Annotated in this window: 7 protein-coding genes and 1 other RNA gene; 7 read left to right on the plus strand and 1 reads right to left on the minus strand. The window is 63.4% G+C overall.

Annotated elements, in window-relative coordinates; genetic code table 11:
* Positions 1-95: 95 nt before the first annotated feature.
* A complete protein-coding gene (locus ACH2DW_RS07595; protein WP_394929131.1) occupies positions 96-1,400 on the minus strand; it encodes a heterodisulfide reductase-related iron-sulfur binding cluster in 1,305 nt (434 codons plus the stop codon).
* A 268-nt stretch (positions 1,401-1,668) separates the two neighbouring features.
* On the opposite strand from ACH2DW_RS07595, the gene ACH2DW_RS07600 reads away from it, so the two are divergent.
* The 7 genes from ACH2DW_RS07600 to rnpB all read left to right on the plus strand — a co-directional run bounded on the left by ACH2DW_RS07600 (position 1,669) and on the right by rnpB (position 8,683).
* Positions 1,669-3,348 (plus strand): glycerol-3-phosphate dehydrogenase/oxidase, encoded by a 1,680-nt coding sequence (locus ACH2DW_RS07600; protein ID WP_394929132.1) that lies wholly within the window; start codon positions 1,669-1,671, stop codon positions 3,346-3,348.
* Positions 3,317-4,819, plus strand: coding sequence for an FAD-binding oxidoreductase (locus ACH2DW_RS07605; protein WP_394929133.1), 1,503 nt, complete (start codon positions 3,317-3,319; stop codon positions 4,817-4,819). The genes ACH2DW_RS07600 and ACH2DW_RS07605 overlap by 32 nt, the downstream gene beginning before the upstream one ends.
* A complete protein-coding gene (locus ACH2DW_RS07610) occupies positions 4,816-5,268 on the plus strand; it encodes a hypothetical protein (RefSeq protein WP_394929134.1) in 453 nt (150 codons plus the stop codon). The genes ACH2DW_RS07605 and ACH2DW_RS07610 overlap by 4 nt, the downstream gene beginning before the upstream one ends.
* Positions 5,268-6,737, plus strand: coding sequence for an FGGY family carbohydrate kinase (locus ACH2DW_RS07615; protein ID WP_394929135.1), 1,470 nt, complete (start codon positions 5,268-5,270; stop codon positions 6,735-6,737). Before ACH2DW_RS07610 ends, ACH2DW_RS07615 begins: the two co-directional genes overlap by 1 nt.
* Positions 6,738-6,823: 86 nt before the next feature.
* Positions 6,824-7,447 (plus strand): ferritin-like domain-containing protein, encoded by a 624-nt coding sequence (locus ACH2DW_RS07620; protein ID WP_394929136.1) that lies wholly within the window; start codon positions 6,824-6,826, stop codon positions 7,445-7,447.
* Complete coding sequence (locus ACH2DW_RS07625; RefSeq protein ID WP_394929137.1) at positions 7,444-8,286, plus strand: hypothetical protein; 843 nt, start codon at positions 7,444-7,446, stop codon at positions 8,284-8,286. The genes ACH2DW_RS07620 and ACH2DW_RS07625 overlap by 4 nt, the downstream gene beginning before the upstream one ends.
* A gap of 24 nt (positions 8,287-8,310) precedes the next feature.
* Positions 8,311-8,683, plus strand: an RNA gene (rnpB, locus tag ACH2DW_RS07630) — RNase P RNA component class A.
* Positions 8,684-8,711: the final 28 nt, after the last annotated feature.

An 8,711-nucleotide genomic window follows, 5' to 3' on the forward strand; every position in this document is an offset into this window, starting at 1 on the left:
TAGTGGCCATCACCCTGGTTCGGAAGTCAGCACGGGTGCGCTCGTATTCGCGGACATCCATGATGTCTTCGAGGGTCAGCCTTGACATGTGAGGCTCAGTGCTCTTCCGGGATGCCGTAGGCGCGCGCGATGACTTGCAACGGGTGTCTCGCCGCGCCGCCGGTCTGCTCCATGATTGCTGTGTTGGCGAGGTGACAGTCGCCTGCGACGGCATCGCCATCCGCTTCGGTGATCATGTCGCCAAGCTTCTTGGCGATGGGAATGGAGATGTCTTCGTTTTCGGCCCGAAAGCCCCACATGCCATCGATGCCGGAGCACTGCTGCACCATCTTGACTTTGGCACCGGTGAGCATCATCAGGTCTCGGCTCTTGAAGCCGATGTTCTGGGCCCGCAGGTGACATGGCGTGTGATATGTGATCTTCTCGATGGTCTCGCCGTCGAAGTCGGTATCGAGCACCGTGTCATCGGCCTTGTGCACCTTCATGAGGTACTCGGCGGCGTCGTAGGTGTGCTCAGCAACGAGTTCAGCATCGGGGCCGCCGACATAGTCGAGGTAGTCCTTCTTCAAGACGTAGCTGCACGTTGGCTGGGGGACCACGACATCAGTGCCTGCGCGGATCTCTTTGGCCAGCGTTGCGACGTTCTTCTCCGCAATCTTGGTGAACTGCTTGATGTCACCGGAGTGGAGCCATGGCGCACCGCAGCATCCAGCGCTGGAATTGTTGCATTCGATGCCGTTGCGTTCGTAGACCTTGACGAGGTCCTTGCCGATGTCGGTCTCTTGGTACTCGACGAGACACGTTGGGTAAACCGTGACACGGCCCTGGCGATTACCGAGGCGAACCTTCGGACGCTTGCTGAACCACGTCGAGAACCGCTGCTTGGCGTATGGCGGCAGGAGCCGAACGGCCGATACGCCCGTGACCATTGCCGTGACCTTGCGCACCATCGATCCTGGTTCAGCGTTGACGATCTTGTTCGCCACAGGAGTAGCTGTTGTGGCGGCCTTGCCGAGCAAGTCGGTCCGACCCATCACCTGCGTGGTGGCCTTCGAGCGCGTCGACTTGATGCCGTGCTCATGCTGCATCGCATCCGCGCGCAACATGAGTCGCGGGAAATCAAGCTTCCACTCGTGCAACTCAGGGATATACGGGCAGTTGACGTAGCAGAGTTTGCATTGGAAGCACTCGTCGACGACTTGGTCTTGTTGAGCCGGGGTCATTCGGCCCGCGTCCTGATCGTCGTGCCGATCGATCATCTCGAACAGCGTCGGGAACGACGTGCACAACTTGAAGCACAACCGGCAGCCATGGCACAGGTCATAGACGCGCGTCAGTTCCCCGCGAACGTCAGCTTCGTCGAGATAGAGCGGATGCTTGGGGTCGTACGTGATCGTCATTCGCGTGCGTCGTCAGGCAGGCCTCAGAGGGCGGCGAGTCCTTCGGAGAAGTTTTCGTGTGTTTTGGTACCTGCAAGATCAGGCATGGAGGTTCTCCGTTTGCGTTATTTGAGGGAGTTTTTCAGAGGAAAGATAGGACCCCGCCGCGCCGCAGACAACTCATCGAACCCGCAATCCAAGCCCGGACAGACGTCACACGAAAGGGCCCACATTCGGGGGGTTCGCGCGACACGGCCAAGCGCCCCCAGAGCATCTACGGTGGACCAGCATGAACCCGCGGCAGTTCTCTCGGAGCCACATGCTGGCCGAGCTCCGCTCCGGCGAGCCATTTGACGTCCTCGTCATCGGCGGAGGCATCACCGGGGTCGGTGTTGCCCTCGACGCCGCGGCGCGCGGGCTGCGCACTGCGCTCGTCGAACGCGACGATTTCGCTTCGGGCACCTCATCGAAGAGCTCCAAGATGGTGCACGGCGGACTGCGATACCTGCAGAACGGCGATGTGCGGCTCGTCTATGAGGCCCTGCGCGAGCGCCGGCGCTTAATGCAGAACGCGCCACACCTCGTTGACGTGCTCCCGTTCATGATCCCCATCATGACCAAAGACAGCGTGGTGTCCAAGAAGATCGCCCGGGCCTTGGGGTCAGCGATGTGGATGTACGACTTCACCGGCGGTTGGCGCATCGGCAAGTTCCACAAGCGGGTCAATGCGAAACAAGCAGCCGAACACTTCCCCACGACCAATCTCGACAAGCTCAGCTCGGGATACCTGTACTACGACGCTGGCGCCGATGATGCCCGACTGGTCGTCACCCTGGCGCGCACCGCGGCGCAACGTGGAGCCGTGCTCGCCAATCGGTGCGGTGTTGTCGGCGTCACGACCGACGCAGGCGGCCAGACCAACGGTGTAGTCGTCGAAGCCGACGGCGACCAGTTCCCCGTCGGCGCCCGCGTTGTCGTCAACGCTGCGGGCGTTTGGGCCGACGACGTCCGAGCGCTCGATGAGGGCGCAAACCCCGACTCGATTCGGCCGGCCAAAGGCGTACACCTGACCATTCCGTGGGAGAAGGTGCGCAACGATATTGCCGTGATCATCCCCGTCAGGAGCGACAAGCGCAGCCTGTTCTTGGTTCCATGGGGCCCACAGGCGGACGGCTCCTATTCGCACTGCTACGTCGGCACCACCGACACCGATCACGACGGTGGTCTGGACGATCATCAGACGACAGCTGTTGACATCGACTACGTCCTCACAGCGCTCAACGATGCGCTCGAGACCACAATTACGCTCGCTGATGTCACGGGGGTCTGGTCCGGGCTGCGACCACTCGTCAAGGCCAATGCCGGTGACGAGCCAATGGGCAAGACGGCAGATCTCTCAAGGCAGCACCAGGTGGCCGTGAGCGACTCAGGTGTCGTTCGAGTCAGCGGTGGCAAACTCACCACCTACCGAAAAATGGCTGAGGACACCGTCGAGATCGCAATGCAGCAACTTGGCCGGCGACGCCGGGCATCTCGAAAGCAGTCGACCAAGCGGCTGAAGCTGATCGGTGCACGGGGCCACCGTTCGACTCAGCCGGGAACGCAAGTCGGCCACCTCGCTCGCCGATACGGGTCGCTCGCTGCTGAAGTCAAGGCGCTGATTGCCTTCGAGCCGGCACTCGGCGAACCAATCGCGCCGGGCCACCAGTACGTGCTTGCCGAAGTCGTGTACGCGGCTCGGCATGAGATGGCCACGACGTTGTCCGATGTGCTCGAGCGACGAACCCGACTCCACATCTTTGATCGTGAGGCCGCGCTCACCGCTGCACCGCGTGTTGCCGCGCTGATGGCGACCGAACTGCACTGGGATATGGCCGAAACTGAACACCAACTCGACAACTACCGCCAGCTGTGCGCTGCGGAGGAAGCAGCCGCTCGTGACCAACTGGCAGCCCACATCACCGATTGAGCTGACACCCACCGCCGGGTCTCCCGTCAGTGCTCACTACGCAAATACCCCGACCGCTATCCCTGAGGAGTTGCTGGCCGTTCTGGAAACCATCTGCGAAGTGGTCGACGACGTGGACGCTGTCGCCGAGTCGAGCCGCGATTGGTGGCCACTCGCTCTGCACTGGTCGCTGCGCGGCGAGGTGCCACAACTCGCTGACCTGATCGCCCGGCCATCGTCGACTGCTGAGGTCGTCGCGGTGATGCAGGCGTGCAACATCGGCCGGGTGCCCGTTACCGCGTCTGGTGGACGAAGTGGCGTCTGCGGAGCTGCCGTTCCGGTGTTCGGTGGCGTGATCCTCGACATGACCGGGTTGGCCGGTGTGCGGTCCGTCGATGCTGAGTCGGGCATCGTCGAAGTACTCCCAGGCACGTCGGGCCCGGACCTCGAATCCGCGATCAACAGCGTCAACGGGCTGACGGTCGGGCACTTCCCGCAGAGCTTCGATCTTGCGACGGTTGGCGGATGGGTCGCGTCGCGCGGCGCCGGCCAGTATTCGACGCGGTACGGCAAGATCGAAGAGATGGTGGTCGGGCTCGAGGTCGTGCTGGCCGACGGCACCGTGATGCGCACAGGCGGCGCCCCTGCCGCTGCGGCGGGTCCGGACCTCACCGAGTTGATCGTCGGCTCCGAAGGCACGCTCGGCATCATCACCAACGTGTGGCTCAAGGCGCATCCGCTGGCTGCAGCCGAGCGACGTGCGGCCTACATATTCCCAACTTTCGAGGACGGTATTGAGGCCTGCCGGGCAACGCTGCGCGCTGGGGCCACACCCGCTGTGCTCCGGCTGTACGACGGCCCAGAGTCGGCCCGCGGACGCGGAGGCGATGGGTCGAACTGTGCACTGCTCGTGCTCGACGAGGGCGATGCTCGCCTGGTCGATGCCACCATGGACATCATCGCCGAGGCATGTACTACCGCAGGCGGCGAGCCGGGCGATGTCGAGTTGGTCGAGGCGTGGATGCAACACCGCAACGACACCTCTGCGCTGCAGGGACTCACCCGGAAAGGCTTCGTCGTCGACACGATGGAGATCGCTGCACCTTGGTCAAAGCTGACCGATATTTTCGACGCTGTCCGCGAAGCAATCGGCGAGGTGCCCCACGCCAGGGCGGCCACCTGCCACTTGTCGCACAGCTATGCCGACGGAGCGTGCTTGTACTTCACCTTCGCTGCCACTCCCCCACCCGACGAGATCGAATCGACCTACATCGCGATGTGGGACGCAGGCACGCGTGCGGTGCTGGCGTCTGGTGGCAACCTGTCCCACCACCACGGCGTGGGGCTCAACCGGAGCCGGTTCATGTCCGAGGCGTTGGGACCAACCCATGAGGTGCTGCAACGAGTGAAGGATGCCTTGGACCCCAACGGCGTCCTCAACCCCGGCAAGCTCGGGTTCACATCACCTTTCGGCGAAACTCCGTGGCCATGACCGATCACCACGCTGATCCCCTCGACACGATCAATGCAGTCCTGCCCGGGCGTTGGGATTGGCAAGCACTGCGTGCTGGAGCAACGGTTGCGTTGCTCTTCGCAATCCCGCTCACCATCATCGCGGCCGTCGTCGACAGTGAGAGCGGCGCGCTCAATGCCCTGTTCTTCTTCGGCGCGATGTTTGGGTTCATTCTCGGTGGCGGGTGTGCTGCATGGGTGCAGCGGGCCGGCACACCGATGAGCCACGGTGTCGTCAGCGCCGCTGGCACCTACCTGGCTGCCCAGACCGTCTTCGTTGCCATTCGGCTTGCAGGCGGGGACACCGTGAATTGGTTCTCCGTGTTCTTCACGCTTGGCCTCGTCAGCGTGGCCGGCATGTTCGGCGGGGTGCTCGGCAACCGGTTGCAACAGCGCGGCTTCGTGCCGTCCGCTGCGAGGCAGCAGTGATGACTGCCTTTCTCGTTATCGACGTCGGCACGACCGGCCTGCGTGCTGCGGTGGTCGATGAGTCGCTCCACATTCTGACGTACGAGCATCGGCCGTGTCCGCCCTCTTCGCCAGCACCTGGTCTCGTCGAGTTCGACGCGGTCGATATGGCCAGCAAGGTGCTCGATGCTGCACAGGTGGCGATCGCGAGATTTGGGTCCCCAATTGATGCCGTCGGCATCACCAATCAGCGAGCGAGTGTCGTGGTGTGGGACCGCGAGACGGGCGAGCCCATCGGCCCCGGGCTCGGTTGGCAGGATCTGCGCACCGTGATGGAGTGCATCATGGCAAAGGCCGGGCACGGATGGGCGCTTGCACCAAATCAGAGCGCAACCAAGCTGCAGTGGCTCCTTGCCAATACCCCGGGCGCTGCAGACCGCGACCTCTGCGCTGGGACCGTTGACAGTTGGATTGCGTGGACGCTCAGTCGAGGAGAGCTGCACGTGAGCGACCACACGAACTCTTCGGCCACCACGTCAGGCTTGCGCAACATCGACAGCTCTGGATGGCGCACTGACATTCTCGATGCCTTTGGTCTCCCGGCGTCCATGTTGCCGACTGTCGTCGACTCGGCTGGCATCGTCGGCCGGGCGTCGGCGCTGCCAGGGGCCCCGCCAATTGCGGCGCTGATCGGCGACCAACAGGCCTCGCTGATTGGTCAGGGGTGCGTCCGGCCAGGTCGTGCCAAGATTACGTTCGGCACCGGCGGCATGCTTGATGTGGTGACCGACGGCGGGGCACCCGACGCCGCGCACCGTCACGACAACGGCACGTATCCCCTACCGGTCTGGTCGATCGGTGGCGAGTTGGGATGGGGTGTCGAGGGCATCATGCTGTCAGCGGGCACCAACGTCGAGTGGTTACGCGATGATCTGGGCCTCATCGACACCCCCGCAGAGAGCCACGACATTGCTGCTCAATGCGACGATTCGGGCGGGGTGGTTTACGTGCCCGCCCTGCTCGGACTTGGCACACCGTCCTGGGATTACGGCGCTCGCGGCACTCTCCTCGGTCTCACACGTGGCACCGAGCGCACTCACGTTGTGCGTGCCGTCCTCGAAGGCGTCGCCCATCGGGGCGCGGATCTGGTCGAGGCTGCTGCGGCCGACACCGGGACGGACATCGATTCGATTCGCGTTGATGGCGGCATGAGTCGGAACCCGACCTTCGTGCAGGCACTCGCCGATGCGACGGGTCGCTCGATCTCGGTGGCTCCCGTCGTCGAGTCGACCACCATCGGCGCGGCGTTCCTGGCCGGACTTGGCATTGGGGCATGGAACCGGCTCGAGGACATCGAGTCGCTGTGGAGTCCGGCACATGTCGTGGAGCCTCGAGCGACCGCTCATCGCGATGCAGCACGCCTGACCTGGCGTGATGCCCTCGAACGAGCCGGTGGATGGTTCCCCGAATTGTCTGCCCTCGACTTCTGACCGATCACCGAATGCGGCCCGGCTTGGCCCTAGGATGATCGATCGAATTGGTGATACGCCTTCGAAGCGTGAAGGCTGTTGTGAGTATGAACTCGAAAGGACAATCCCTCGTGGACTTCGAACCCGCTGAGCCCGCATCCACGCGGCGCAGCCTCCTTGGTGCTGCTGGCGTGGTCAGCCTCGTCGGCGCTTCCGTTGCCGCCCTCAGTGGTCAATCCGCTGCAGCCGCCCCCGATCGTCCGACCGACGAAGACCGCGTCGAGCTGACCGAGGCGTTGCGCCTCGAGCTGGCAGCCACAGAGTTGTACCGATTGGCCGCTGCCGAACTCACCGCAGACGCCCAAGTCGTGGCAGCCGTGATGGCGGATCAACATCGGGCATACGCTGAGGCGATCTCCGGCATGATCGGACTGTCCTCACCGGGCCCCAATGCCGAGGTTGTCGACCAGCTCAGCGATGCATTCATGACCTCCGACGCGCAGGCGTTCGGTAACGCCGCCCGGTCGCTCGAAAACACCGCTGTGGCGACCCACATTGCGCTCCTGGGCGGTTACGACAGCATCCAGGCAATCAACTTGACTGCCTCGATCATCACGGTCGAGTCGCGCCATGCCGCCGTGCTCACCAGCTTGGCGGGCTTCTCATCCAACCTCGACGAAATGCTCGGCAACACCGCCGACGCCCTCGACATCTCCGGCGGTGCCGCATGACTTCTGAACAGCACACTCCCCTCACGCTCGGCAACCTCGATGCTCGCGTGGGTCGCCGCCAGGCACTGAAAATTGGCGGCCTCACCGTCTCGCTGGCAGCACTGGTTGCAGCCTGCGGCGACGACCGCACGGGTGACACTGCGCCCGGTCGCGTTGGCAACGCTCCGAAGGTCGAATCGCTGCCCGACTACCCGGTCAACGACGTCGTATTACTCCGTACAGCGTCATCGCTCGAGAACACCGCCGTGCTCGTCTACGAGACTGCACAGGAACTTGGTGTCCTCGAGGGCGACATGGCAACCCTCGTCGAGCGTCTCATCGAGGAGCACACGGCGACGTCTGCCGAGATGGGCGAGCTCACCGAAGCTGCCGGCGGAATAGCATGGACGTCGACCAACCCCTGGATCATGGAGCGGTCGATCAGACCGATGTTTGCCACGATCCTGGTCAGCGACGATCCGGCACGCGACGTTGTCAACCTCGCAATCACGTTCGAGAACATGGCCGCTGCCACGCATCAGACGCTCACGTCACTCCTGTCCGAGACCGACCAACGCCTCGCAGTTGCCAATGCCTCGGCGCAGGAGGCGCGCAACTCTGCCACCATCGTGCTCGAGGCGTATGGGACCGCTCGCCGAGTCAGCCCGGCGCTGCTCGGTGAGGAGGTCGTCAACGCAGATGGTCTGATCGCACGGTTCGCGATCGAAACCACGTTCGGATCGGTCGCGCAGCAGGACCTCAATCTCGGTGCCGCTGACGTCAATGGCACACGCACTTCGTTCGTCGTTGCTACTCCCGCTGCCAACTCCCTGATCTACGAAGAGCTCACTGAATCCTGAGCGCTAGCATCATGCCCGCAGTGGTGAGGTGGCCGGGTGACCGCGGCGGTGGGCTTTCGAGCGATGCCGTCGAGGAAAGTCGGGACTCCACAGGGCTGGATGCTGGCGAAAGCCAGGTTGGGGCGACCTGACGGACGTGCAACAGAGAGAGACCGCCGATGGATGGTCCACCCTTTCGAGGTTGGCGCATCACAGGCAAGGCTGAAACGGTGCGGTAAGAGCGCACCAGCGGTCACGGCGACGTGGCTGGCTTGGTAAACCCCATCCGGAGCAAGACCGAGCAGAGGGATTGAACTGCCCGTTCGCTGGAAACAGCACCCTCGGGTAGGTCGCAAAGATGGATGGTCACCGGCCCGCTTGCGGACCACAGAATCCCGCTTATAGGCCAGCTCACCACTGCACACATGCGTTGAGCATGGACGACG

The sequence above is a fragment of the uncultured Ilumatobacter sp. genome, assembly GCF_963980585.1.
Lineage (GTDB): Bacteria > Actinomycetota > Acidimicrobiia > Acidimicrobiales > Ilumatobacteraceae > Ilumatobacter_A.

What these genes read in the sequence shown, in the direction of transcription:
- ACH2DW_RS07595 (WP_394929131.1), bottom strand. Translation starts at nt 1,400, where the DNA reads ATGACGATCACGTACGACCCCAAGCATCCGCTCTATCTCGACGAAGCT.
- ACH2DW_RS07600 (WP_394929132.1), top strand. Translation starts at nt 1,669, where the DNA reads ATGAACCCGCGGCAGTTCTCTCGGAGCCACATGCTGGCCGAGCTCCGC.
- ACH2DW_RS07610 (WP_394929134.1), top strand. Translation starts at nt 4,816, where the DNA reads ATGACCGATCACCACGCTGATCCCCTCGACACGATCAATGCAGTCCTG.
- ACH2DW_RS07615 (WP_394929135.1), top strand. Translation starts at nt 5,268, where the DNA reads ATGACTGCCTTTCTCGTTATCGACGTCGGCACGACCGGCCTGCGTGCT.
- ACH2DW_RS07620 (WP_394929136.1), top strand. Translation starts at nt 6,824, where the DNA reads ATGAACTCGAAAGGACAATCCCTCGTGGACTTCGAACCCGCTGAGCCC.
- ACH2DW_RS07625 (WP_394929137.1), top strand. Translation starts at nt 7,444, where the DNA reads ATGACTTCTGAACAGCACACTCCCCTCACGCTCGGCAACCTCGATGCT.